The following is a 23,969-nucleotide window of genomic DNA, read 5'->3' as shown; positions in this document are numbered from 1 at the left end:
CTCAGACCTAAGTGCTTGATTTTCAAGCCGCTTCAGCGTCTGCGCCGGAAGTGGGGCGCATTATAGGGGAGTTTTGGGGCAGGTCAACAGGTTATTTCAAAAAACTTCAATAAAGGGGGATGGGCGCCAGCCGATACCCCGCCTCGGTCGCGATGATCCGGTACTGCTTGATCTCCCCAGGAGTCAGCAGGATGGATTGGGCGACGCTGCTGGCCATGGGCGCCGCGCAACCCCCCGGGCCGGAAGAGGTAAGGCTGACGGCGATCTCGCCAGGCGGCAGATTGAAGGAAGCACTCTGACCGGCCATAAGGGTGCCGGCGAGGCGCCCCTGAATCACCAGACCTATGTCGCATCCCGAACCTGAGTAGGCATCGCCCCGGGTGATCATGAGGATGCCTGGCTGTCCCGTCCCACCCTGGGTGACCTGAGCCGAGGCGAAAGAGCAGCAGAGCAAGGCCGTCAGCATACCGATAAGCAACTTCATGACTATCTCCTGCGGGGTCGCCCAGCACCTTAGCACTGCGCGGCCCCCTGTGCGCTGTTTCGCAGCAGCGCCGCTGCGGGCGCCCCTTCAGGGCACGAAAACTGAGCAAGTGGTCAGGTTTGGTGCCCTGCCAAACAGCTGAAATTTCCCGGAATCCTTATACAAGGCGTTGAAAAATAACTATTTTCTCCCGCCCGCCGGAGCTTGGCGTCGATTTTGCTGAGCACGGCGGACGCTGCACATAACGAGAAAGCACTTCCAGGAGCCTACATGCGCAAGACCCTAACCACCGCGCTGCTGACCGCCAGCCTGTTCACAACCGGTGCCGCCCAAGCCGCGGACAGCCCACTGCTGTGGCACGGTGAAAGCCTCACCTATCTATATGGCAAGGATTTCCGGGTCGATCCCCGCATCCAGCAGACCGTCACCTTCGAGCATGCCAGCAGCTGGACCTGGGGCGATCTCTTCCTCTTCGTCGACAGCATCTGGTTCAACGGTGCGACGAACGCCAGCGACGGTCATCAGGGCTTCTATGGCGAGATCAGTCCGCGACTGTCCTTCGGCAAGCTGTCCGGGCGGGACTTTTCTTTTGGTCCGGTCACCGATGTCCTGCTCGCCACCACCCTGGAATACGACCAGAACGATGGCGAAGGCGCCGGCCGTGACCAGCGCAACTATCTGGTCGGTCCGGGTTTCGACCTCAAGGTGCCGGGCTTCGACTACTTCCAGCTGAATCTCTATTACCGCAAGCCGGATGGCGGCAGTGCCCCCTCGGGTGCCTGGCAGCTCACGCCGGTCTGGGCCTACACCCTGCCCCTGGGCAATTCGGATCTGCTCATCGATGGCTACATGGACTGGGTGATGAACAACAAGGGCAGCTATCACGCCAATCTGCACTTCAATCCCCAGGTCAAGTACGACCTGGGCAAGGCCATGGGCTACGAGGCCAAGCACCTCTATGTAGGGACCGAGTACGACTATTGGTCGGACAAGTACGGCATCAAGGACAGCGAGGGCTTTCGTACCGACCAGAGCGTTTTCAGCTTCCTGGTGAAGTATCAGTTCTAGCCTGGCCAGACCCACTTCTGGCGCTGCAGCCGCCTTACCGGCCCGCAGCGCCACTGCGAGGTAATCACCATGCCCACTCCCGTCCGCGATGATCTGCTCTATGGCCTGGACGATCGCCCGGCCCCGCTCGCGGCCTTTTGCGCCGCCCTGCAGCACGTCCTGGCGAGCTTCGTAGGGATCGTCACCCCACCGCTGATCATTGCCGGCGCCCTGGGGCTGCACGAGCACCTGCCCTATCTGATCAGCATGGGGCTGATGGTGTCGGGCGTCGGTACCTTTCTGCAGGCGCGGGGTGCCGGTGGACTGGGCGCGGGCATGATCTGCCTGCAGGGCACCAGCTTCTCCTTTCTATCCGCGGTCTTGGCAGCCGGGATGCTGGTCAAGCAGCGCGGCGGGACGCCGGAGGACATCCTGGCGATGATCTTTGGCGTCTGCTTCTTTGGCGCCTTCGTCCAGATCGGCCTGAGTCGCTGCCTGGGTCTGTTGCGCCGGGTGATCACGCCACTGGTGACCGGCATCGTCATCACCCTGATCGGCATCAGCCTGATCAGGGTGGGCGTCACCGATCTCGGCGGGGGCGCCAAGGCCGCCAATTTCGGCGCACCGATCAACCTGGCCCTCGGTGGTCTGGTGCTGGTCGTCATCATCGGCCTGAATCTGTCGCGGCGTCCCTGGTTGCGGCTGTCGGCGGTGATGATCGGCCTGCTGGTGGGCTCCCTCGCCGCCTGGACCTGTGGCCTGCTGAAACCTCAACCGCTGCCGGACCTGCCCCTGGTCAGCGTCCCCCTCCCCTTCCATTTCGGCTTCGCCTTCGACTGGTCGGCCTTCCTCCCGGTCGCGCTCATCTATCTGATCAGCACCCTGGAAACCACCGGCGACCTGACCGCCAACTGCCTGATTTCGCGGCAACCCGTCGAAGGACCCGGCTATCTGCGGCGGTTGCGGGGCGGGGTCCTGGGTGATGGGGTCGCCTGCCTGCTCGCCGCCACCTTCAATACCTTTCCCAGCACCACCTTCGCGCAGAACAACGGGGTGATCCAGCTGACCGGCGTGGCCAGCCGCCATGTCGGCTACTGGATAGGCGCCATCCTCCTGGTGCTGGGTCTGTTCCCCGTGCTGGGCGCCGTCCTGCAGCAGATTCCCAAGCCGGTGCTGGGCGGTGCGACCCTGGTGCTGTTCGGCAGTGTCGCCGCGGCCGGGATACGGCTGCTGGCGCACTGCACCCTGGATCGCCGCAGCCTGCTGATCATCGCCACCTCCCTTGGCGTGGGTCTCGGTATCGCCAGCCAGCCGACGCTGCTGGATCAGCTGCCGCCACTGGTGAAGAATCTCTTCGACACCGCGATCACCAGCGGCGGCATCACCGCCATCCTGCTCAACCTGTTGCTGCCCGAGGAGCGCCGCGCAGCGGTGACGGAATGCAGCTCGCCAGCGCCACACCGGTAAAACAGCCCTTGTGTCCAGGGCCGGGGGTACGCTATTGATGCCTGCCGCGCCTCAGGATCCTCCAGTTGTCATGACCCTTCTCGTACCCGCCCATCACGCCGGCCAGGATAAGCCGGCCGGACGCATCCGGCAGAAGAATGAGGAGTTGATCCTGAGCGCGGCGGAGGAAGAATTCGCCCGCCATGGCTTCAAGGGCACCAGCATGAACACCATCGCGCAACGCGTTGGCTTGCCCAAGGCCAATCTTCATTACTACTTCAACAACAAGCTCGGCCTCTATATGGCCGTGCTGGGCAACATCCTCGAACTCTGGGACAGCACCTTCAATCACCTGACCGTCGAAGACGATCCGGCGGCAGCCTTGAGCCGCTACATCCGCGCCAAGCTGGAATTCTCGCGTCGGCAACCGCTGGCCTCCCGGATCTTCGCCATGGAGATCATCGGCGGCGGTCATTGCCTGTACGAGTATTTCGATCAGGACTACCAGACCTGGTTTCGCAGCCGGGCAGCGGTGTTCGATGCCTGGATCGCGGCTGGCAAGATGGATCCGGTGGATCCGGTCCACCTGATCTTCCTGTTGTGGAGCAGTACCCAGCACTATGCCGACTTCGCCAGCCAGATCTGCCAGGTGACCGGGCGCACCCGTCTGACCCGGCAGGATTTCGACGAGGCGGCGCGGACCCTGACCCATGTCATTCTCAAGGGACTGGGTCTCCAGGCACCATGACCTTTACCCTGATCCAGGATGCCGCCTGCGAGGAAGAGGTGCGCAAGAGTCGTTTCCTCGCCCTCGCCGCGCCCGTCACCACGGTGGAAGCGGCCATGGCCTTCATCGACCGCGTGAGCGTGCCGACCGCGACCCACAACTGCTGGGCCTGGAAGCTGGGTAATCAATACCGCTTCAATGACGACGGCGAACCCGGTGGGACGGCGGGCCGGCCCATTCTGGCCGCCATCGAGGGGCAGGATTGCGATCAGGTGGTGGTGGTGGTCATCCGCTGGTACGGCGGCATCAAGCTGGGTACCGGCGGCCTGGTGCGCGCCTATGGCGGTTGCGCCGCCCGTTGCCTGCAACAGGCGGACAAGCAGCCGCTGGTGGTGCGGCAGGACTATGGCTTCGCCTGTACCTATGCGGAGTGGCCGCTGATCAAGGCTCGCCTGGCAGCCCTGGCGGTGCTCGTGCTCGCCGAGGACTATCAGGCGCTGGAGATCGCCTTGCGGATTGCGGTCGAGCCCCAGCGACGCGACGAAGTAACGACGCTGCTGAGCAATCTGAGCAGTGGACGTATCGTGATGCGTGCGCTCTAGCGGCACGACCTTTGCTATCTCCTGGTGCACGCCCTTCCGATTCGCACCGCCCTGGCGCATCCCCGCGCTAATTCCCCGTTGCGCTCTGCTTGGCGGCAAGACTGAACCTGCCGAGAGCTGCAGCACGCCCTAAAAGCGCGCATCGAGCAGCCGCCAGGCATGTTTTTGGTGCAACCCTTAGCGACGACTGCCCTGATGAACGAATTGCCTTCCGCTGTGGCGACCCTGGTCCACAGTGCCAATACCCTGTTCCTGCTGCTGGGTGCCGTGATGGTGCTGGCCATGCACGCCGGTTTCGCCTTTCTCGAAGCCGGTACCGTGCGGCACAAGAATCAGGTGAACGCGCTGTCCAAGATCCTCGCCGACTTCGCCATTTCCACCCTGGTGTATTTCTTCGTCGGCTACTGGATCGCCTATGGCGTGACGTTCTTCGCGCCTGCCCAGGTGCTGACCGCCGACAGCGGCTATGGGCTGGTGAAGTTCTTTTTCCTCGCCACCTTCGCCGCAGCCATCCCGGCGATCATCTCCGGCGGCATCGCCGAACGGGCGCGTTTCGTCCCGCAACTGTGCGCCACCGCGCTGATCGTGGCCTTCGTCTATCCGTTCTTCGAAGGCCTGATGTGGAACAACAACCTGGGGCTGCAGGACAGGTTCGAAGCGCTGTTCGGCGCGCGCTTCCACGATTTCGCCGGCTCCGTGGTGGTGCACGCCGTGGGTGGCTGGCTGGCGCTGACGGCCGTGCTGCTGTTGGGGCCGCGTCAGGGTCGCTATCGCGAAGGCCGGCTGGTGGCCTTTCCGCCGTCGAACATCCCCTTTCTGGCGCTGGGCTCCTGGATCCTGATCGTCGGCTGGTTCGGTTTCAACGTGATGAGCGCCCAGAGCCTGGCAGGCGTCAGTGGCCTGGTCGCGCTGAATTCGCTGATGGCCATGGTCGGCGGGACGGCGGCTGCCCTGCTGCTCGGGCGCAACGACCCCGGCTTCCTGCACAACGGGCCTCTGGCCGGCCTGGTCGCCGTCTGTGCCGGCTCCGACCTGATGCATCCCATCGCCGCCCTGGCCACCGGGCTGGTGGCGGGCGCCCTGTTCGTCTGGGCCTTCACCGCGGTGCAGACGCGCTGGAAGCTGGACGATGTGCTGGGCGTCTGGCCTTTGCACGGCCTCTGCGGCGCCTGGGGCGGCATCGCCTGTGGCCTGTTCGGCCAGACCGCACTTGGCGGCCTGGGTGGGGTGAGCGTGCTGGCGCAACTGGCGGGCACGGGACTGGGTATCGCCGTCGCCCTGCTCGGCGGCCTGGCGGTGTACGGGCTGCTCAAGGCCGTGCTGGGGCTGCGTCTGAGTCAGGAAGAGGAATACCAGGGCGCCGACCTGTCGATCCATCGCATCGCCGCCAACAGCCACGACGGCTAGCGGCCGAGGTTACCCACAGGGACCGTGTACAGTGATGTGGATAACCCGTGCATGAAGTCACGAGAACGCCACAGAGACCGGGCTGGCGGCGACTGGTGAAGAAATGAACACGGCCTCGATGTCGTGGCGGCGAACGGCGACGGCGGGACTCGGGTAGCCCACCGGCGACCGGAATCGGTAGAGTGGGCGACCCTTGTTCCAGGAGCGCCCCATGCCCGCCCTTTCGACCCTGCTGCCCTGGCTCCGCGAGGTGGACCGCACCACCCTGAAGGCGGATCTTGGCGCGGGTCTGCTGGGCGCGGTCCTGGCGCTGCCCCAGGGCGTGGCCTTCGCCACCCTGGCCGGACTGCCTCCGCAATACGGCGTCTATGGCGCCGTGGTGCCCTGCATCGTCGCCGCCCTGGCGGGCTCCAGTCGCCATGTGGTGACCGGGCCGACTAACGCCAACTCCCTGGCCCTGCTGGCGGCGCTGTCTCCGCTGGCGCTGGCGGGCTCCGGCCCCTATATCGATCTGGCGCTGGCGGTGACTCTGCTGGTCGGCCTGCTGCAATTGACGGTGGGCGCCCTGCGCCTGGGCGCGGTGGCCAACTTCATCTCGCCCTCGGTGCTGCTCGGCTTCATGAGTGGCGCCGCGGTGCTGATCGGTCTCTATTCGCTCAAGGATTTGCTCGGCTTGTCGCCGCCATTGGGCACCTCGGCCTTTGGCGTGCTCGGCTATGTCGTCGCCCATCCCCTGGCGATCCACTGGCCCTCGCTGGTGATCGGCGTGGTGACCCTGGTCGCCACCCTGCTGCTGAGGCGGCTGCGCCCGCGCTGGCCAACCATGCTGCTGGGTCTGCTGGCCGGTTGCCTGAGCGCCTGGATCCTGGAGCGCAGCGTGGCGGGCGCGGCCCAGGGGATCGCCACGGTCGGACGGATCCCCTCGGCGCTGCCGCCCTTCCATCTGCCCAACGTCACCCTGCAGGACCTGGGCAATCTCTCCGGCATCGCCGTGGCCCTGACCCTGGTGGCCCTGGGGCAGTCGCTGTCGATCGCCAAGGCGGTGGCCCAGCGCTCCGGACAGCGGCTGGACGTTAATCGCGAATTCCGTGGCCAGGGCCTGGCCAATCTGGTCGGCGGCTGCTTTTCGGCCTATGTCTCCTGCGGCTCGCTGAATCGCTCCATGCCCAATTTCGAAGCCGGGGCCCGCACCCCGCTGGCGGCGGTGTTCGCCGCCCTGCTGGTGGTGGCCCTGGTGGCCTTTGGCGGTGCCCTGATCGCGGCCATTCCGCTGGCCGCCATCGCCGCTACCCTGCTGCTGGTGGCGCGCGGGCTGCTGGACCTGGGGCGCTGGCGCGAGGTGCTGAGGGTCAGCCGCACCGAGGCCCTGGTGGCCGGGGTGACCTTGCTGGCGACCCTGACCATTCCCCTGGACCGCGCCGTGCTGCTGGGCACTCTGGTCTCCCTGGTGGCCTACCTCTATCGCACCTCGCACCCGGCCATCCGCCCGCTGGTGCCGGATCCCCGTACCCCCGAGCGCCGTTTCACCCCGCTGGACGAACTGGGCCAGCCGGCGCAGGAGTGTCCGCAACTCAAGCTGGTGCGGGTGGAAGGCTCGGTGTTCTTTGGCGCCGTGCCCCATGTCGGCGATCAGTTGGACGGCTTTCGCAGCGCCCAGCCCGGGCAGAAGCACGCCCTGTTCATGACCAAGAGCATGAATTTCATCGACCTGGCGGGTAACGACCTCTGGCGGCGCGAATGGCGCGAGCGACGCGCCCAGGGTGGCGATCTCTATTTCCATCGCCCCCGCACGCCGGTGCTGCAGTTGTTCGCCAAGACCGGCTTTCTCAAGGAGCTGGGCGACGGCCATATCTTTTCGTCCAAGGATCAGGCCCTGCGCAGCATCTATCCGCGCCTGGATCCGGAGGTTTGCCGCAGCTGCACCGCCCGGACCTTCGTCGAGTGCGCGGCACGCGCGGCGGAACAGGCGCCGGGCGCGGACGCCACTCGGGCGGACTGCTAAGCTGGCGGTTTCCTTCTGCCGCTGGAGTTCTCCATGACCGCTGCCCTGCGTCTCGCTCGCCGTCTCGCCCTGACCTCTCTGCTGTTGCCGGGGCTGGCCCTGGCCCATGGTCACCTGAAGAGCGCCGAGCCTGCCCCCGACAGCACCAGCCCGGCACCGAAGCAGCTGAGTCTGAGCTTTTCCGAAGGGGTCGAGGCGTCTCTGAGCCAGGTGCAGCTGCAGCGGCTGGAGGGTCAGGCCAGTACGGCGATCACCACCGGCAAGGTGATTTCCGGTGGTGACGAACGCACCCTGGAGGTGCCGCTGGAGGCACCGCTGGAAGCGGGTCGCTACCAGGTCAAATGGCGGGTGCTGGCCAAGGACGGACACAAGACCCAGGGCGATTATCGCTTCACCGTCCAGTAAGGATGGACGGCGGACTGGCGACGCCCGATGCCTGGCGCCCCCTCGCCCGCGCCCTCTTTCTGCTGCCGCTGCTGCTGACCTGGGGCTATCTGGCGCTGGCGCTCTGGCTGGGTCGCCCAGCCTTGAGCGGCTGGCTGCTGGAACGGGCGCGCCCTGCGGCCCGCCTGCTGGGGGCCCTGCTGCTGCTCGGGGTGCTGAGTCTGTTGCCGCTGCAGGCCGCGCTGGTCGGCGATGGCTGGACGGATGCCTTCAACCTGCCGCTGTGGCAGCTCTATCTGGCCACCGAGGCTGGCCAGGGCTGGCGCTGGCAATTGCCGCTGGGCCTGCTGCTGGCCCTGTGGCTGCTAGCAGGACCAGGGATGCGTGGCGTTCGCTGGCTGTGGGGCTTGAGTGGCCTGCTGCTGGCCAGTCTGGCCCTGGGTGGCCACGCCGCCGCGACCGCGGGCGTGCTCGGCGGGGTGCACCGGTTGAACCAGGCCCTGCATCTGCTCACCACGGGACTCTGGCTGGGCAGTCTGCCCGGGGTGTTGCTGTGCCTGGGGCGGCATCCGGCCCGGCTCAGGGGGGAGGTCCAGCGGCTGCTGCGCGGTTACTCGCTACCCGGGCAGATCTGCGTGGCGCTGGCCCTGCTCAGCGGCACGCTCAACAGCCTGCTGATCCTCGGTCCGGAGGGCCTGCTGCGGTTGACGCCCTACTCCGGCCTGCTGCTGGCCAAGGTGCTGGTGGTGGCGACCATGGTCGTCCTGGCCCTGGCCAATCGTTATCTGCTGGTGCCGCGATTGGGACAGGGACCTCAGGCCTGGCAGCTGCTGCGCCGGGCCACGGCCGTGGAGATCGCCCTCGGGGTGGTCGCCGTCACGCTGGTGGCAGCCTTCTCGGGTCTGGATCCCTTCAGCTGACAGCCGGGGCGAACGCTGTCGCCCCGGCCACGCCTCAGAAATAGACGTTCATGCCCAGGTAGATTTCCTTGCTGCTGTCGAGCTGGCTCGAACCCAGCTTGCTGCCGTCCTGATCGATGTCCGGCTTGGCATTGCTGCGCAGGTAGCGATAGCCGGCTTCCAGGGAGGTGCGGTCGTTGACCTGCTGCAGGATGCCGGCCTGGATCCCGGCCACATAACCGAGGTCGCTGTCATGGCCGAAGCTGGAACCATCCTGGGTGACCCGGGCGACGCCCAGGGTGCCGCCGCCAAACAATTTGGTGCTGTCGCCCAGGGGATAGAAGGCATCGTAGCTGCCGGTCAGGTCCTGCTGCTTGAGTCTCAGGCCATCACTGCTGCCGCTGGCCTGGTCGAGGGTGGCGTAGTAGCGACCGGCATCGTTCTGCTGACCGAGGCGCAGCCCCCAGGTGTTGCTGCCATCAATGGCACCATCGGTATCGGGGCTGTTCAGGTTGCGGTCGAGGGCGTGGCTGTTGCTGAAGTTGTCGTAGCTCTTGCCATAGGTGAGGCCGGCGAAATTCTGGGGATCGGCGGCAAAGACCTGATGACTGGCCAGGGCCAGCAGGCCGAAGAGGACGACACGGGATTTCAGGGCGTTCATGGTGAAAGGCTCCTCACGCGATGCGAATACAGCCCGACCGGCTGCACGGCCATCTTCGGCGGCGGCGGATTAGCGCAGGATTAAGGGGACTGAATCGGAGCTGAACGCTGAGGCAGGACACGAGCGGAGCAGCGGACCGCCCGTTGCAGGCGGCCCGGCTGGGAGGGATCAACGCTGACGGTGGTACTCGGTCACGCGCTGCACTTCTTCCTTGGAGCCCAGGAACACCGCCACCCGCTGGTGCAGGCCGTCCGGCTGGACGTCGAGGATGCGCTGGTGACCGTTGGTGGCGGCACCACCGGCCTGCTCGACCAGCATGGACATGGGATTGGCCTCGTACATCAGGCGCAGCTTGCCGGGCTTTTCCGGCTCGCGGGCGTCGCGCGGGTACATGAAGATACCGCCGCGGGTAAGGATGCGATGGACGTCGGCCACCATGGAGGCGATCCAGCGCATGTTGTAGTTCTTGCCCAGGGGACCTTCCTTGCCAGCCAGCAGCTCGTCCACGTAACGCTTGACCGGGGCTTCCCAGTGGCGCTGGTTGGACATGTTGATGGCGAATTCGGCAGTGGTCTCGGGGATGGTGATGTCTTCGTGGGTCAGCACGAAGCTGCCCAGTTCGCGATCCAGGGTGAAGCCCTTGACGCCGTCGCCCAGGGTCAGCACCAGCATGGTCTGGGGACCGTAGATGGCGTAACCGGCAGCCACCTGCTCGGTGCCCTTCTGCATGAAGGCTTCTTCGGTCACGTCACCGGTGGTGCTGCTGACGAAGTCCTTGCGCAGGATGGAGAAGATGGTGCCGACGGAGACGTTGACGTCGATGTTGGACGAGCCGTCCAGGGGGTCGAACATCAACAGGTAGGCGCCCTTGGGATAGTGACCCGGAATCTGGTGTACCTGGTCCATTTCCTCGGAGGCCATACCGGCCAGGGTGCCGCCCCATTCGTTGGCTTCCAGCAGGATCTCGTTGGACAGCACGTCCAGCTTCTTCTGCACCTCACCCTGGACGTTCTCGGTGCCCATGCTGCCAAGCACGCCACCCAGCGCCCCCTTGGACACCTCGTAGCTGATGCGCTTGCACGCCCGTGCCACGACTTCGATGAGGAAGCGCAGGTCGGCCGGGGTCTTGTGGCTGCGGGTCTGCTCGATGAGGTAACGACTGAGGGATATCCGGGACATCGCGGTGCTCCTTGTAATGATGGGCGCGAGTGTAGCGCCAAAGCTCAAGCTCCGTCTCAAGCAGAGCGGACCGTCAGGCCAGGTCTGCCAGCCAGTGCCGATTCCGGACGCTGTCGCCGGGGCAACGAGGCGCCGGGCACCGGCGGCCGGCAGGGAACGCGCGTCTAGGGCGCGTTCGGGGTCTCCACGGCCAGCAGTACGCCTCGGCCAGCACGGAGATTTTCGGCGCTGGGATAGACTGCCGAGTCGGGTTCCAGTTCAGGCTGACGGCTGTCCAGCTGTATCACCCAGTGATGTCCGTCACGTGACGGCGGCAGGCGCAGGTCGATTTCCTCCCGCCGCGGCTGGAAGGCCAGCCAGATCCGTGCGGCCTGGGGCTGATCCGCTCCGTCGAGGGGCTCCAGGGTGAGGGCGAGCGGCAGGCTGCCCCCGGCCTGCCAGCGACCGTCGTCCATCGGCGCACCGTCGGCATCGAGCCATTCGATCCTGACCCAGCCACGGGGATCGGGTCGTCCAAGCAGCCGCTGCGCCTGCAGGGCCGGTAACTCCTGGCGCAGCGCCATGAGCCGACCGACGAAGGCGCTCTGCCGTTGCCCGGCCGGGCTGGTGGCCTGCTGCCAGTCCAGCCAGGACAGTTCAGTGTCCTGCACATAGGCATTGTTGTTGCCCTGCTGGGTGCGACCGAATTCGTCACCGGCGGTGAGCATGGGTTCGCCCCCGGCCAGGATCAGGGTCGCCAGCAGGGCGCGCTGGTCGGCGGCGCGGGCTTCCAGGACGGCGGGGTCGTCGCTCGGTCCTTCGACGCCATTGTTCCAACTCTTGTTGTCGGTGGTGCCGTCGCGATTGCCTTCGCCATTGGCCTCGTTGTGCTTTTCGGCGTAGCTGACCAGGTCGGCCAGGGTGAAGCCGTCGTGGGCGGTGACGAAGTTGACGCTGGTGCGCAAGGAGCGATCACCCGCACCGAAGAGATCGGCGCTGCCGGCCAGACGGGTCGCCAGGGCGCCTCTCAAGCCGTCGTCGCCGCGCCAGAAGCGGCGCACGTCGTCGCGGAAGGCGTCGTTCCATTCCTGCCAGGGCGCACGGTAGGCGCCGACCTGATGACCGCCGGGGCCGATGTCCCAGGGTTCGGCCACCAGCCGCACCTGACGCAGCACGGGATCCTGAGCCAGGGCCTGCAACAGCGGCGCGTCGCGATCGAAGCCGCTTTCCAGGCGACCCAGCGCGGGCGCCAGGTCGAAGCGAAAGCCGTCGACACCGGCGGCGGTGACCCAATGGCGCAGGCTGTCCAGGGTCAGGCGCAACGCCGGCGGGCTGTAGAGCGCCAGGCAGTTGCCGCAGCCCATGTCGTTGATATAGCGCGCCGGATCGTCCGGCTGCAGCCGGTAGTAGCCGGCATTGTCCAGGCCACGCAGATTGAAGGTGGGGCCGAGTTCGTCGCCTTCGCCGGTGTGGTTGAAGACCACGTCGAGCAGCACCTCGAAGCCGGCCGCCTGCAGGGTGGCCACCGTCTCGCGCAATTCGGCGAGGGCCTCGCGCCCCGCCAGGCGCGGATCGACCGCCGCCATGACCACCGGGTTGTAGCCCCAGTAGTTGGCCAGCCCCAGGGCGGGCAGATGGCGATCGTCGGCCCAGGCGGCGATGGGCAGCAGCTCCAGGGTGGTGACGCCGAGGCGCTGCCAGTGCTCGATCAGCGCCGGATGGCGCAGCGCCGCCAGGGTGCCGCGCTGGCGGGCGGGCACCTGCGGATGCAGCTGGGTCTGGCCGCGTACGTGCAATTCGTAGATCAGTCCGGCGTCGCGACGCCTGGGCGCTGGCGTCAGGCTCTCGACCGGCGGCAGGACGATGGCCTTGGGGACATGGGCGCCGCTGTCGCGCGTGTCCGGACGCTTGGGATCTTCGGGATGGAAACCATAGGTGCTGGGGTGCAGCTGGAAGGGTCGGTCCACCGCCAGGGCCCAGGGGTCCACCAGCAGTTTGTTGGCGTTGAATCTGAGGCCGTCCTGGGGGCGGTAGGCACCCTGGGCGCGCAAGCCGTATTTCAGACCCGCTTTGGCACCGGCCAGGAAACCATGCCAGACGCCGCCTTCGTGTTCGCGAAAGGCCAGACGCTGGGTCTCGGCTTCCCCCTTGGCATCGTAGAGGCAGAGTTCGACGGCTTCAGCCGCCGGCGACCAGACGGCGAAGTTGATGCCGCCCTCGACGAGGGTGGCACCGTAATGGGCAGGATTGCCCGCTTCGAGGCGGGTAGAGGTGCGGGGCATGGGGACTCCGGTGACGGGCTTGCGGGGCGGATGCTGCAAGGATGTAGACGGTGTGGAAGGCGCGGGTTCTCAATCGGGGGATAGCTGATCGTGGCCAGGGCCGGCCGCCGTAGGCTGGGTTGAGCGTAGCGAAGCCCAGCAAATCCTGCCTGGGCGCCGGCTCTGTCGTGGTCCTTATCGCGGCCATGGGCCGCTCCTACAGGAGGGTGCCTTACCCGTAGGAGCGGCCGCAGCGGCGGACCGCCATGGCCGCGAAACGTGCTCGACTACAGCGCCTTCCAGATCTCCGTGGCGTATTCACGGATGGTGCGGTCGGAGGAGAACCAGCCCATGCTGGAGGTGTTGATCACCGCCGATTGCCACCACCTGTCCGGCTGCTGCCAGCGGGTCTCGACTTGGCGCTGGGCCTCCCAGTAGGCGTCGAAGTCGGCGCAGACCAGGAAGCGGTCGTGCCAGGTCAGGACGTCGAGCAGGCTGTTGTAGCGGGCCGGATCCTCGGGCGAGAACTGGCCGCCGCGCAATCCGGCGAGCACCTGCGCCAGGCGTGGCGAATTCTCGATGATGTCCGAGGAGATGCCGCCGCTGCGCTGGCGCTCTTCCACCTCGGCCGCCTTGAGGCCGAAGATGAACATGTGCTCTTCCCCGATCAGTTCGCACATCTCCACGTTGGCGCCGTCCAGGGTGCCGATGGTGAGGGCGCCGTTGAGGCCGAACTTCATGTTGCTGGTGCCCGAGGCTTCCATGCCGGCGGTGGAGATCTGCTCGGAGAGATCCGCCGCCGGGATGATGACCTCGGCCAGGCTGACGTTGTAGTTGGGCAGGAAGACCACCTTGAGCAAATCGCGCGTCAGGGGGTCGTTGTTGACCACCTTGGCCACGTCGTTGGCCAGCTTGATGATCAGCTTGGCCTGGTGATAGCTGGCGGCGGCCTTGCCGGCGAAGATCTTGACCCGCGGCGTCCAGTCGCCGTTGGGGTTGTCGCGGATGGCCTGGTACAGCGCGATGGTCTGCAGCAGATTCATCAGCTGCCGCTTGTACTCGTGGATGCGCTTGATCTGGACATCGAACAGCGCATTGGGATCGAGGTCGATCTCCATCCGCTGCTTCACCAGGCTGGTGAAGGTGTCCTTGTTGCGCTGGCGCTGCAGGGCGAAGCGCTCGCGGAAATTGATGTCGTTGGCATAGGGCTTGAGCAGCGGCAGGGTCTTTTCCGGATCGTGCAGCACGCCCTGGCCGAGGGTATCCACCAGCAGGTCGGTGAGCGCCGGGTTGGCCTGGTGCAACCAGCGGCGGAAGGTGATGCCGTTGGTCTTGTTGTTGATGCGATCCGGATAGAGGCGGTGCAGGGAGCGGAAGACCGTCTTGCGCATCAGGTCGGTGTGCAACCCCGAGACGCCATTGATGCTGTGCGAGCCGAGAAAGGCGAGGTTGCCCATGCGCACGCGGCGCCCCTGGCTTTCGTCGATCAGGGACACATAGGAAATCATGCCGCCATCGGTCTCGCCGCGGGCGCGCAGGGAGTCGAGGAACTGGGCGTTGATCAGGTAGATGATCTGCATGTGCCGCGGCAGCAGGCGTTCCATCAGCTGTACCGGCCAAGTCTCCAGGGCCTCGGGCAAGAGGGTGTGATTGGTGTAGCTGAGGGTGCCGACGGTGGTGCTCCAGGCGGCGTCCCAGGGAATGCCGTGGACGTCCACCAGGAGCCGCATCAGCTCGGCCACGGCGATGGCCGGGTGGGTGTCGTTGAGCTGGATGGACACGTGCTCGGGCAGGCTGAGCAGGTCGTTGTGCTGCTTGAGATGACGACGGGTCAGGTCGGCCAGGGAGGCGGCGACGAAGAAGTATTCCTGGCGCAGGCGCAATTCCTGGCCGGCTTCGCTGCTGTCGGCCGGATAGAGTACCCGCGAGATGCTCTCGGCGCGGGCCTCGTTGGCCACGGCGCCGACGTGATCGCCGGCGTTGAAGGTTTCCAGGTGGAGGATCTCCAGCGGTCGGGCGCGCCAGAGTCTCAGGGTGTTGGCGCCCTCCCCGCCCCAGCCGATCACCGGGGTGTCATAGGCCACCGCGCGGATGCGCTCGCCGGGCGTCCACACCTGGCGCCGCGGATCGCCTTCGCCGTAGGGGGCGACATGCCCGCCGAAGCCGATCTCGTACACCACCTCGGCGCGTTCGAATTCCCAGGGATTGCCGAAATCCAGCCAATTTTCCGGCTGCTCCAGCTGGAAGCCGTCGGCGATCACCTGGCGGAACAGCCCGTGCTCGTAACGGATGCCATAGCCGTGGCTGGCGATGCCCAGGGTGGCCATGCTTTCCATGAAGCAGGCGGCCAGCCGGCCGAGGCCGCCGTTGCCCAGGGCGGCGTCCGGCTCCAGGCCGCGGATGCGTTCCAGGTCGACGCCGAGGTCGGCCAGGGCGCGACGGGTCTCTTCGAGGATGCCGAGGTTGGACAGGCTGTCGATCAGCAGGCGACCGATGAGGAATTCCAGGGAAAGGTAATAGACCCGTTTCTGGCCGGTGCGATAGGCGTCGCGGGTGCGACTCATCCAGCGATCGACGATGTAGTCCCGGGCGGCCAGGGCGGTGGCCTGGAACCAGTCGTGGTCGAGGGCGTTGTCGGGGTCCTTGCCGACGGCGTAGGTGAGCTTGGAGAGGATGTTGGTACGGAGCGCGGAAACTTCGTTGGGCGAGATGAAGCGGGGTCTCGTCATCAGGATTGACCTCTGCAAGCGCTTAGGAATCAGATCGCGAAGTGGCCGCGGATAATGCGGCGCGTGCCGTTCGCCTTACTTTTAGGCGAAACGACGGGGACGTCCAAGCTTTTTTCGCCACATCAGACGGTTAGCCGTTACCCCTACCCCCTCTAGCCCGAGGTTTTCATCATGCGCAAGACCCTGCTCATCACCGGCGCGAGTCGTGGCATCGGCCGCGCCACGGCCCTTGGCGCCGCCCGCCGCGGCTGGAACGTCGCCTTCAACTATCGCCAGGACGAGGCCGCGGCCCGGGCCACTCTGGCCGAGATCGAGGCGCTGGGCGTGGAAGGCCTGGCGCTGCGCGGCGACGTGGCCGACGAAGCCCAGGTGCTGGCGCTCTTCGAGCGCACGGTGGAGCGCTTCGGCGGCCTGGACGCCTTCGTCAACAATGCCGGGATCGTCGATCAGTCGCAGCCACTGATGGACATGAGCGCCGAGCGGTTGCGACGGATGTTCGAGGTCAACGTCTATGGCGCCTTTCTCTGTGCCCGCGAGGCGGCTCGCCACCTGTCGCGGGAGCGCGGCGGCCGCGGTGGCGCCATCGTCAATGTCTCTTCCATCGCGGCGCGTCTGGGCTCGCCCAACGAATACGTCGACTATGCCGCCAGCAAGGCGGCGCTGGACACCCTGACCTTGGGCCTCGCCAAGGAACTCGGCCCGCACGGGGTGCGGGTCAATGCGGTGCGACCCGGCGTGACCCTTACCGACATCCACGCCAGCGGCGGCCAGCCGGGCCGCGCCGAGCGCCTGGGCGTGACCACTCCGCTGGGGCGTGCAGGCGAGGCCGAGGAGATCGCCGCCGGCATCCTCTGGCTGCTGTCGGACGAAGCCTCCTACACCACCGGCGCCCTGCTGGATATCGGTGGCGGGCGCTAGGGCCTAGTCGCGAGGGGCGTCAGGGGCTAGTCGCGCCGGGGCGTCAGGGCGTTGAGCACCTGCTGCGACAGCGCATGGTAGAGCGGCACCGGCATCAGCCAGCCGGAGACGGCGGCGGCCAGCAGACAGGCCGCCAGCACCGGCAGCGCCATGTCCGGGCTGTGGGCCAGCTCCAGGGTGATGACGGTGGCGGTCAGCGGGGTGCGGGTGACCCCGGCGAGGTAGGCGGCCAGCCCCAGCAAGGCGCATTGCGGCAGACTGATACCCGGCAGCCAGTCGACCAGCCAGGGGCCCAGGGCCGCCCCCACCGCCAGCGAGGGCGAGAACAGGCCGCCCGGCACCCCGGCCAGGTAGGAGACGACGTTGGCGAGGAATTTCCACAGCAGGAAGTCGCCGCCGGTCACGGGTTCGCCAGCCAGGATGGCATGGGTCTCGGCGTAACCGGTACCGAACACGTGCTGGCCGGAGAACAGCCCCAACGCCGCCAGCACCAGGCCACAGCCGGCGGCGAAAGCCACCGGGCGGCGCCCGCGCAGGGCATTCAGGCGCCCCAGCCAGCCCCGCTCGGTGGGCAGCACCAGGCGACCGTAGCAACCGCCGAGCAGTCCGCCGATGACGCCGATCACCGCTACGCCGATCCAGCCCAGGCCCCAGGTCAGGTGCAGGTCCAGGGCGCCGAGATAGCTGTAGGGGCCGACGATGCCCAGGGTGACGATGCCGCCGAGCAGCACGGCGGTCAGCACCAGGCCGCTGAAGCGCTGCTCGAAGGTGTGGGTGAGTTCCTCGATGGCGAAGACCACCCCGCCCAGGGGGGTGTTGAAGGCCGCGGCGATGCCGGCGGCGCCCCCGGCGAGGATGAGTCCGGACAGGGTGCGGCGACCATGCAGGCCGAGCCGCTTGCCGAAGCCGTAGAGCAAGGCGGCGCCGACATGCACGGTGGGTCCTTCCCGCCCTACCGAGCCACCCACCAGCAGGGCGCCGGCCGTGAGCAGCAGCTTGGCCAGGGCGATGGGGGGCGCCAGCAGCCGGGCGCGCAGGTCCGCTTCGGGTCGTTCGAGGGTGACGATGACCTGGGGGATACCGCTGCCGCGGGCATCGCGCAGCGCGCCCTGGGTCAGCCAGACCAGTCCGGCGAAGCCCAGGGGCGTCACCAGCCAGGGCCAGAGGGCGCTGTGCTGTAGCAGCTGCTGAAAGAGGCCGAAGGAGGCATCGGCCAGCCAGGCGAAGCCCAGACCCGCCAGGCCCACCAGCACCGCGCCGACCCAGAAGGCGATGCGCTGGCGCCACTCGCGCAGCCGACGGCGCCGGCGATGGCGCAGCAGATGCAGCCGACGCCGGGCGGCGACTTCGGGATCGGTATCGGGATAGACGGGATCGGACATGGAGAAGAGGCCACCAGGAGGCGAGAGCCTCCCAGTGTAACCTCTTGTTACAGCGGTATCGCCAGGGTCCGGATCAGGCCGCGGGGACCAGCTCGGTGGCGGCTTCGTTGCGCTTGAGCACCGCGTAGATGACCCCGGTCACCAGACTGCCGGCGGCGATGGCCGCCAGGTACAGCCAGGCGTGGCTGATGGCGTTGGGGATCAGCAGCACGAAGAGGCCGCCGTGGGGCGCCATCAGCTTGCAGTTGAACAGCATCACCAGGGCACCGGTGAGGGCACCGCCGATCACGCTGGCCGGGATCACCCGCAGCGGATCCTTGGCGGCGAAGGGAATCGCGCCTTCGGAGATGAAGCACAGCCCCAGCACCGAAGCCGCCTTGCCCGCCTCGCGCTCGCTCTGGGCGAACTTGCGCCGGGCCAGCAGGGTGGCGATGCCCATGCCGATGGGCGGCACCATGCCGGCGGCCATGGTGGCGGCCATCGGCCCGTAGGTCTTGGACGCCAGCAGGCCGACGGTGAAGGCATAGGCGGCCTTGTTGATCGGGCCGCCGAAGTCGATGCACATCATGGCGCCGAGGATCAGGCCGAGCAGCACGGCGTTGCTGGTGCCCAGGTTGTTGAGGAAGTCGGTGAGTCGACTCAGGGCGCCGGCCACCGGGGTGCCGACCAGATAGATCATCACCAGGCCGACGATGAGGCTGGCGAACAGCGGAATGATCAGGATCGGCTTGAGCGCCTCGACGCTGGCCGGCAGCTTGACGTGCTGGGCGATGGCCTTGGCCACGTAGCCGGCCAGGAAGCCGGCGATGATACCGCCGATGAAGCCGCTGCCCAGACTGGCCGCCAGCCAGCCGCCGATCATGCCGGGGGCGAGACCCGGACGGTCGGCGATGGAGTAGGCGATGTAGCCGGCCAGCACCGGGACCATCAGCTTGAAGGCCGATTCACCACCGATCTGCATCAGCGCCGCGGCCAGGGTGCCCTGCTCCTTGAAGGCCTCGATGCCGAAGACGAAGGACAGGGCGATCAGCAGACCGCCCGCCACCACCATCGGCAGCATGTAGGACACCCCGGTGAGCAGGTGCTTGTAGACGCCCGCGCCTTCCTTCTTGGCTGGCTTGGCGCCCTCGCCCGCCGCTGGCGCGGCGCTGCCGGCCAGGGTCTCGCCCTCGGCCAGGGCCTTCTTGATCGTCGCCTCGGGTTGCTTGAGGGCGACCCCGGTGCCACAGCGATAGACGCGCTTGCCGGCAAAACGCTCGACATTGACCTCGATGTCGGTGGCCAGCAGCACCACGTCGGCGTCGCGGATGGCCTCGGCCGGCAGCGGATTGCGTGCCCCTACCGAGCCCTGGGTCTCCAGGTGCAGGCGATAGCCGAGCTTCTTGGCCGCGTTCTGCAGCGCCTCCGCCGCCATGAAGGTGTGGGCGACCCCGGTCGGGCAGGCGGTGATGGCCACCAGCCGCGGGGTTTCGCTGGCACTGGCGGGAGCGCTGGGGGCAGCGCCACCCGCCGCCGGGGCCTGTTCCAGCACCTTGGCTTCGCTGGCCGCGCGCTGCAGGAAGGCGTCGACATCGCGCAGGGCTTCGGCCGGGGCGGCGCGGTAGACGCGCTTGCCGACGAAGCGCGACAGGTCGACCGCGCCGGTGTGGACCACCACGACCAGTTCGGCGCGCGCCACCTGGTCGTCGGTCAGCAGGGTGGCCTCGGGGCCGTCGTGGATCTCGACGCTGGTGGTCCAGCCGCGGCGCTGGGCGGCGGCGTCCAGCAGGCGCGCACTGAGCACGCTGGTGACCATGCCGGTCGGGCAGGTCGTGACGATGGCGATGTTCATGGGTTTACCCCTGATTCTTGTTCTAGCGGAAAGTCGGGAAGGACACGCACCTGCACCTGGTCTTCGAAGACGGCGAGTTGCGCGGGATCGTTGATGCCGAAGCCGATCTGGGTCACGGCCAGGGCCGCGATGGCGGTGGCCGTGGTCAGGGTGCGCTCCGGCGCCTGGCCGGTGAGCAGGCCGTGCAGCATGCCGGCCAGCAGGGAATCCCCCGCGCCGACGGTGCTGGCCACGGTGACCTTGGGCGGCTGCGCCTCCAGGGTCTGGGCGCCATACCAGCGCACCCCATCGGCGCCCTGGGAGATCACCAGGTGCTCGATGCCCAGGGCCCGCAGCTGTTCGACCAGCAGCGCCTGCTCGGTCGCGGTCTCGGCCGGTGCGCCGCAGGCTTCGGCCAGTTCTTCGGTATTGGGCTTGATCAGCCAGGGACCGGCGGCCAGGGCGGCGCGCAGGGCGGCGCCACTGGTGTCCAGCGCCACCGGCAGGCCCAGCGACTTGAGGCGGCCGACCAGGGCGGCCAGCCACTCGGGGCTTACCCCACGCGGCAGGCTGCCGGCCACCACCACGGCGTCATGGCCGGGCGCGAGGCGATCCAGGGTCTCGAGCAATTCCTGTTGGGCGGCGGCGGACACCTCCGGGCCAGGCCCGTTGATGTCGGTGATGCGGCCCGCGGCCTCGGCCAGCTTGAGGTTGCTGCGGGTCTCGCCGGCGACCCGGACGAAGGCGTCGGTAAAGCCGCGGCGGGCGAACAGGGCTTCGAAGGCGGCCGCGTTGTCGGCCCCGAGAAAGCCGCTCACCGTCAGTTCATGGCCGAGATCGGCCAGCACCTGGGCGACGTTGATGCCCTTGCCGGCGGCATGGACGATCACCGCCTCGCTGCGATTCACCGCGCCGGGCTTGAGCTCCGGCAACTGGACGGTGAGGTCCAGCGCCGGGTTGAGGGTCAGGGTGAGGATTCGGCTCATCGCAGGGCCTCCACGCTCTGCCGCACCTCGGCAGCGGTACCCAGCTCCAGGGCGCGCGCGGCGCAGGACTGCACCTGGCGCAACTCCAGCTCGCGGACCCGAGCCTTGACCAGGGGCACGCTGCGCGCCGAAACCGACAGCTCGTCCACGCCCAGGCCGACCAGCACCGGCACCGCCAGGGGATCGGCGGCCAGCTCACCGCAGACGCCGACCCACTTGCCGTGGGCATGGGCGGCACGCACCGTCATGTCGATCAGGCGCAGCACACTGGGGTGCAGGCCGTCGGCCTCGCCCGACAGCAGCGGATGACCGCGGTCGATGGCCAGGGTGTATTGCGTCAGGTCATTGGTACCGACGCTGAAGAAGTCCACTTCCGGCGCCAGCACCGGGGCCAGCAGCGCGGCCGAGGGGACCTCGATCATGATGCCGACCTGCAGATCGGTGGTGGGGATCTCCTGGCGCAGGCGCGCGAGGATGTCACGTGCCTGACGCCACTCCTCGACCCGGCCGATCATGGGGAACATGATCCGCAGCGGCCGGCCATCGGCGGCCTTGAGCAGGGCGCGCAGCTGGGTTTCCAGCAGCTCCGGACGGCGCAGGGTCAGGCGGATGCCACGGATGCCGAGGAAGGGATTCTCTTCCGCCGGCAGCGGCAGATAGGGCAGCGGCTTGTCGCCACCGACGTCCAGGGTCCGCACCACCAGCGGCTTGCCGGCCAGGCCATCGAGGGCACGGCGGTATTCCTGCTCCTGGGCGGCCTCGTCGGGCGCGCTGTCATGGCTCATGAACACCAGTTCGGTGCGCAGCAGGCCGACGGCTTCGGCGCCCTGCTCCACCGCGGCGGCGGCCTGGGCGGTATCACCCAGGTTCACGGCGATCTCGACATGGTGGCCATCGCGGGTGGTGGCGCTTTCGAAACGCCGGGCCTCGGCGGCGCGGCGGCGCTCGGCCTGGACCTCCCGCTCACGCTGCACGGCCTCGATGCGACTGGCGTCCGGGGCGATTTCCAGGGTGCCCTTGTCGCCATCCAGCAGCAGCACGCTGCGCGGCGCCAGGTCCAGCACCCGGCGGCCGGCGCCGACGATGGCCGGGATGCCCAGGGCGCGGGCGACGATGGCGCTGTGGGAGCTGGCGCCACCACGGGCGGTCAGGATGCCGCAGACGCGCTCGCGGTCCAGCCGCGCCACATCGCCCGGGCCGACCTCGTCCATCACCAGCACATAGGGTTCCTCGGGTTCGCGGGCGGATTCGACGCCGCACAGCTGGGCCAGTACCCGACGACCGACGTCGCGCAGGTCGGCGGCGCGCTCGGCGAGCAGCCGGTCGTGCAGGGCTTCCTGCTGGCTGGCCGCCTCCTCGATCTGGGCGTCCCAGGCCGCGGCGGCGCTGGCGTTGGCCTTGAGCCGGGTGGCGATGCCCTGCTGCAGATCCGGGTCTTCCAGCATTTCCAGGTGGGTCAGGAAGATCTCGCGCAGGGCGCTGGCCTCGCTGCGCGCGATGAGCGCCTCGATGTCGGCGCGTACCGCGGCCAGGGCCGCGTCCAGGCGCTGGCGCTCGGCGGCGGCGCCTTCACCGGTGGCGGGATAGTCGAAGTGCTGGGGCGCCACCACATGGGCCGGGCCCACGGCCAGGCCGGGGGCGGCGGCCACGGCCTGGGCGCGATCGCCCGGGGCCAGCGGCAGTTGCTCGGACGGGTCCACCAGGCTGATGGCGGTGACCCGGGCGGCACCGGCCGGAGCCGGGGCGCTGGCGGTGACCGGTTCCACCTCTTCGCCGAGACCGGCCTGTACGGCGCCGATCAGATCGTTCAGCGCGGCCTCGGCCGGGGTGCCGGGCTCGACCAGGAATTCCAGGGTCTGGCCGCGCCGGGCGCCCAGCGCCAGCAGCCGCGACAGACTCTTGGCCGAGACCGGGGCGCCGTGGTCGACGCGCACGCGGATCTCGCCGTCATAGGCCTTGGCCAGCCGCGCCAGCTCCTTGGCCGGACGGGCGTGCAGGCCATGGGCATTGGCCAGCACCACCTGGGCACTGGGCCAGTCCGGGGCGACTTCGCCGCCCAGGGCTTCTAGCACGGCGCGGCGGGAGGTGGCCTGGGCCAGCTCCTGGCCACGGCCGGCGACGAGCAGATCGCAGAGGCGTTCGAGCAGGGCGCGATGGCCCTCGCCCAGGCTGGCCAGGCAGAACAGGCCACGGACCGGCTGCTCCTGCACCTGCAGGGTCTGCAGTGGGGTGACGAAGGCCAGGCCGGGACGTTTCACCGCGGTCTCGCTGTTCAGCCACCAGAGGCCGTCGCCCAGGGGCAGCGGCTGGCTGGCCTGCAGGGCACCGGCGAAACCGGCCCCCACGCATTCCATGTGCTTGAGCATGCGCGCACCCTGCCAGGCCAGGTCTTCCAGGTCCTCGGCATCGATGGCCAGCTGCACCAGTTCTTCGTCCAGCGCCAGGGCCTGGGGCGCCCCCTGCAGCAGGTCGAGGATCTGCTGGGGTTCGCGGGCGTCGCGCAGCGCCTGTTGCAGATCGCTCTCGCCCAGGGCGCGGGTCAACAGCTGCAGGATGCGCAGGTGTTCGTCGGATTTGGCGGCGATGGCGATGGCCAGGTAGGTCAGCTGACCGTCGCCCCAGTCCACGCCATGCGGGAATTGCATCATCCGCACGCCGGTGACGAACACCTGGTCGCGGGTCTGGGGCGTACCATGGGGAATGGCGATACCCTGGCCGAGGTAGGTGGAGCCCTGGGCCTCGCGGGCCTTGAGCCCGTCGAGATAACCCGGGGCGACCAGGCCATCGGTCACCAGGGACTCGGCGAGCATGGCCAGGGCGGTCGCCTTGTCCGGCGCCTGCTGGGCCATGCGGATATGCTGGGCATTGAGTTCGAACATGGAAGGATACCTCCGGCGCCGCGCGCCTGATCCTGGCGCCGTGCCTTTCTTGTAATAGATGCTTGCCGGCTCGCTCAGCCCTGCAACCGCGTCGGGAGAGGCGTGACAGGGCCCTTGGCAGATTCGTGCCAGCCCTCGGACAACAGAAAGCTGAAACGTTTCACCCAATGGGACTGGAACGTTACTC

Annotated in this window: 18 protein-coding genes; 9 read left to right on the top strand and 9 right to left on the bottom strand. The window is 67.8% G+C overall.

The annotated features are described in order from the left end of the window. Positions 1-106: 106 nt before the first annotated feature. Positions 107-484: a hypothetical protein gene (locus PSK12I2_RS0123490; protein WP_027600309.1), complete on the bottom strand. Its 378-nt coding sequence runs from the start codon at positions 482-484 to the stop codon at positions 107-109. Positions 485-754: 270 nt separating this feature from the next. On the opposite strand from PSK12I2_RS0123490, the gene PSK12I2_RS0123485 reads away from it, so the two are divergent. The 8 genes from PSK12I2_RS0123485 to copD all read left to right on the top strand — a co-directional run bounded on the left by PSK12I2_RS0123485 (position 755) and on the right by copD (position 9,019). Continuing rightward, the gene (locus tag PSK12I2_RS0123485) at positions 755-1,552 is read left to right on the top strand and encodes a DUF5020 family protein (protein WP_027600308.1); all 798 of its coding nucleotides are present in this window, start codon (positions 755-757) and stop codon (positions 1,550-1,552) included. 69 nt (positions 1,553-1,621) lie between these two features. Then, complete coding sequence (locus PSK12I2_RS0123480; RefSeq protein WP_027600307.1) at positions 1,622-2,998, top strand: uracil-xanthine permease family protein; 1,377 nt, start codon at positions 1,622-1,624, stop codon at positions 2,996-2,998. Between the two features lie 70 nt (positions 2,999-3,068). Next, entirely contained in the window at positions 3,069-3,725 is a 657-nt protein-coding gene (locus PSK12I2_RS0123475) for a TetR/AcrR family transcriptional regulator (RefSeq protein ID WP_027600306.1), read from the top strand. Then, positions 3,722-4,306 carry a YigZ family protein gene (locus tag PSK12I2_RS0123470; RefSeq protein ID WP_027600305.1) on the top strand — a complete coding sequence of 195 codons (585 nt, stop codon included), beginning with the start codon at positions 3,722-3,724 and terminating at the stop codon, positions 4,304-4,306. Before PSK12I2_RS0123475 ends, PSK12I2_RS0123470 begins: the two co-directional genes overlap by 4 nt. Before the next feature lie 195 nt (positions 4,307-4,501). Next, positions 4,502-5,713: an ammonium transporter gene (locus tag PSK12I2_RS0123465; protein WP_027600304.1), complete on the top strand. Its 1,212-nt coding sequence runs from the start codon at positions 4,502-4,504 to the stop codon at positions 5,711-5,713. A gap of 211 nt (positions 5,714-5,924) precedes the next feature. Continuing rightward, positions 5,925-7,715 (top strand): SulP family inorganic anion transporter, encoded by a 1,791-nt coding sequence (locus tag PSK12I2_RS0123460; protein ID WP_007162007.1) that lies wholly within the window; start codon positions 5,925-5,927, stop codon positions 7,713-7,715. 33 nt (positions 7,716-7,748) lie between these two features. Continuing rightward, entirely contained in the window at positions 7,749-8,120 is a 372-nt protein-coding gene (gene copC / locus PSK12I2_RS0123455; protein ID WP_007162008.1) for a copper homeostasis periplasmic binding protein CopC, read from the top strand. Positions 8,121-8,122: 2 nt separating this feature from the next. Further along, positions 8,123-9,019, top strand: coding sequence for a copper homeostasis membrane protein CopD (gene copD / locus PSK12I2_RS0123450; protein WP_027600303.1), 897 nt, complete (start codon positions 8,123-8,125; stop codon positions 9,017-9,019). 34 nt (positions 9,020-9,053) lie between these two features. Here copD and PSK12I2_RS0123445 read toward each other — a convergent pair whose 3' ends face one another. From PSK12I2_RS0123445 to PSK12I2_RS0123430, 4 genes are all read right to left on the bottom strand, one after another. Continuing rightward, entirely contained in the window at positions 9,054-9,659 is a 606-nt protein-coding gene (locus PSK12I2_RS0123445; RefSeq protein ID WP_027600302.1) for an outer membrane protein, read from the bottom strand. Between the two features lie 168 nt (positions 9,660-9,827). Continuing rightward, on the bottom strand, positions 9,828-10,838 hold the full coding sequence (locus PSK12I2_RS0123440; RefSeq protein ID WP_007162011.1) for a class 1 fructose-bisphosphatase: 1,011 nt from the start codon (positions 10,836-10,838) through the stop codon (positions 9,828-9,830). A 164-nt stretch (positions 10,839-11,002) separates the two neighbouring features. Beyond that, entirely contained in the window at positions 11,003-13,099 is a 2,097-nt protein-coding gene (gene glgX, locus PSK12I2_RS0123435; RefSeq protein ID WP_027600301.1) for a glycogen debranching protein GlgX, read from the bottom strand. Between the two features lie 266 nt (positions 13,100-13,365). Beyond that, positions 13,366-15,807 (bottom strand): glycogen/starch/alpha-glucan phosphorylase, encoded by a 2,442-nt coding sequence (locus PSK12I2_RS0123430; RefSeq protein ID WP_027600300.1) that lies wholly within the window; start codon positions 15,805-15,807, stop codon positions 13,366-13,368. A 171-nt stretch (positions 15,808-15,978) separates the two neighbouring features. Here PSK12I2_RS0123430 and PSK12I2_RS0123425 point away from each other — a divergent pair, with 171 nt between their 5' ends. Beyond that, positions 15,979-16,725 (top strand): SDR family oxidoreductase, encoded by a 747-nt coding sequence (locus PSK12I2_RS0123425; RefSeq protein WP_027600299.1) that lies wholly within the window; start codon positions 15,979-15,981, stop codon positions 16,723-16,725. A 26-nt stretch (positions 16,726-16,751) separates the two neighbouring features. On the opposite strand, the gene PSK12I2_RS0123420 is transcribed toward PSK12I2_RS0123425, so the two are convergent. From PSK12I2_RS0123420 to ptsP, 4 genes are all read right to left on the bottom strand, one after another. Next, positions 16,752-18,107 carry a chloride channel protein gene (locus PSK12I2_RS0123420; RefSeq protein WP_027600298.1) on the bottom strand — a complete coding sequence of 452 codons (1,356 nt, stop codon included), beginning with the start codon at positions 18,105-18,107 and terminating at the stop codon, positions 16,752-16,754. A gap of 73 nt (positions 18,108-18,180) precedes the next feature. Further along, a complete protein-coding gene (locus tag PSK12I2_RS0123415; RefSeq protein WP_007162016.1) occupies positions 18,181-19,938 on the bottom strand; it encodes a PTS fructose-like transporter subunit IIB in 1,758 nt (585 codons plus the stop codon). After that, the gene (pfkB, locus tag PSK12I2_RS0123410; protein WP_027600297.1) at positions 19,935-20,903 is read right to left on the bottom strand and encodes a 1-phosphofructokinase; all 969 of its coding nucleotides are present in this window, start codon (positions 20,901-20,903) and stop codon (positions 19,935-19,937) included. Before pfkB ends, PSK12I2_RS0123415 begins: the two co-directional genes overlap by 4 nt. Then, complete coding sequence (gene ptsP / locus PSK12I2_RS0123405) at positions 20,900-23,782, bottom strand: phosphoenolpyruvate--protein phosphotransferase (RefSeq protein WP_027600296.1); 2,883 nt, start codon at positions 23,780-23,782, stop codon at positions 20,900-20,902. Before ptsP ends, pfkB begins: the two co-directional genes overlap by 4 nt. Positions 23,783-23,969: the final 187 nt, after the last annotated feature.

Source organism: Pseudomonas sp. MOIL14HWK12:I2 (assembly GCF_000510745.1).
Taxonomy (GTDB): Bacteria; Pseudomonadota; Gammaproteobacteria; order Pseudomonadales; family Pseudomonadaceae; genus Chryseomonas; species Chryseomonas oryzihabitans.
Note: the sequence above shows the minus strand (reverse complement) of the source record. Positions and strands in the feature narration are given on the sequence as shown.

Coding starts and splice junctions, on each gene's coding strand:
- PSK12I2_RS0123490 (WP_027600309.1), bottom strand. CDS start 484: ATGAAGTTGCTTATCGGTATGCTGACGGCCTTGCTCTGCTGCTCTTTC.
- PSK12I2_RS0123485 (WP_027600308.1), top strand. CDS start 755: ATGCGCAAGACCCTAACCACCGCGCTGCTGACCGCCAGCCTGTTCACA.
- PSK12I2_RS0123480 (WP_027600307.1), top strand. CDS start 1,622: ATGCCCACTCCCGTCCGCGATGATCTGCTCTATGGCCTGGACGATCGC.
- PSK12I2_RS0123475 (WP_027600306.1), top strand. CDS start 3,069: ATGACCCTTCTCGTACCCGCCCATCACGCCGGCCAGGATAAGCCGGCC.
- PSK12I2_RS0123470 (WP_027600305.1), top strand. CDS start 3,722: ATGACCTTTACCCTGATCCAGGATGCCGCCTGCGAGGAAGAGGTGCGC.
- PSK12I2_RS0123465 (WP_027600304.1), top strand. CDS start 4,502: ATGAACGAATTGCCTTCCGCTGTGGCGACCCTGGTCCACAGTGCCAAT.
- PSK12I2_RS0123460 (WP_007162007.1), top strand. CDS start 5,925: ATGCCCGCCCTTTCGACCCTGCTGCCCTGGCTCCGCGAGGTGGACCGC.
- copC (WP_007162008.1), top strand. CDS start 7,749: ATGACCGCTGCCCTGCGTCTCGCTCGCCGTCTCGCCCTGACCTCTCTG.
- copD (WP_027600303.1), top strand. CDS start 8,123: ATGGACGGCGGACTGGCGACGCCCGATGCCTGGCGCCCCCTCGCCCGC.
- PSK12I2_RS0123445 (WP_027600302.1), bottom strand. CDS start 9,659: ATGAACGCCCTGAAATCCCGTGTCGTCCTCTTCGGCCTGCTGGCCCTG.
- PSK12I2_RS0123440 (WP_007162011.1), bottom strand. CDS start 10,838: ATGTCCCGGATATCCCTCAGTCGTTACCTCATCGAGCAGACCCGCAGC.
- glgX (WP_027600301.1), bottom strand. CDS start 13,099: ATGCCCCGCACCTCTACCCGCCTCGAAGCGGGCAATCCTGCCCATTAC.
- PSK12I2_RS0123430 (WP_027600300.1), bottom strand. CDS start 15,807: ATGACGAGACCCCGCTTCATCTCGCCCAACGAAGTTTCCGCGCTCCGT.
- PSK12I2_RS0123425 (WP_027600299.1), top strand. CDS start 15,979: ATGCGCAAGACCCTGCTCATCACCGGCGCGAGTCGTGGCATCGGCCGC.
- PSK12I2_RS0123420 (WP_027600298.1), bottom strand. CDS start 18,107: ATGTCCGATCCCGTCTATCCCGATACCGATCCCGAAGTCGCCGCCCGG.
- PSK12I2_RS0123415 (WP_007162016.1), bottom strand. CDS start 19,938: ATGAACATCGCCATCGTCACGACCTGCCCGACCGGCATGGTCACCAGC.
- pfkB (WP_027600297.1), bottom strand. CDS start 20,903: ATGAGCCGAATCCTCACCCTGACCCTCAACCCGGCGCTGGACCTCACC.
- ptsP (WP_027600296.1), bottom strand. CDS start 23,782: ATGTTCGAACTCAATGCCCAGCATATCCGCATGGCCCAGCAGGCGCCG.